The organism is Microbulbifer sp. 2205BS26-8 (assembly GCF_030731025.1).
In the GTDB taxonomy this organism is placed as follows: Bacteria; Pseudomonadota; Gammaproteobacteria; order Pseudomonadales; family Cellvibrionaceae; genus Microbulbifer; species Microbulbifer spongiae.
In genome coordinates this window covers 1-256 of record NZ_JAVAMR010000237.1, presented here as the reverse complement: position 1 = coordinate 256, position 256 = coordinate 1, and the positions used below count along the sequence as shown (strand labels likewise).

At 58.2% G+C, this 256-nt stretch carries 1 protein-coding gene; it reads right to left on the bottom strand.

Features of this window, described 5'->3' with window-relative positions:
• Positions 1-256 (bottom strand): hypothetical protein (locus Q5Y71_RS17410; RefSeq protein ID WP_306043325.1); only part of this gene is annotated, 256 nt, incomplete at both ends.

Sequence of the window (256 nt, the reverse complement as noted above, 5' to 3'; positions counted from 1 at the left end):
AAGATCACCGAGGTGGTAGTAAACCGCCCGACTATTGGTATTGCCGACAAGGCTGCCGTCCGCTATTAAAAACCCACTGCTATCGATATTGAGACCGGCGGCGGTCATGGCAGTGCCTTCGGCGCTATACCAGCTGTCCGGCAGTTCCGCACCAGTACTGTCGGGCTGATCACCAATCATCGCCGCGGGCTGGTAGCTGCCAAACAGGTCCACGGACACCGCACCGGAAACCTGGTCCACACTAATGCGCTGGATC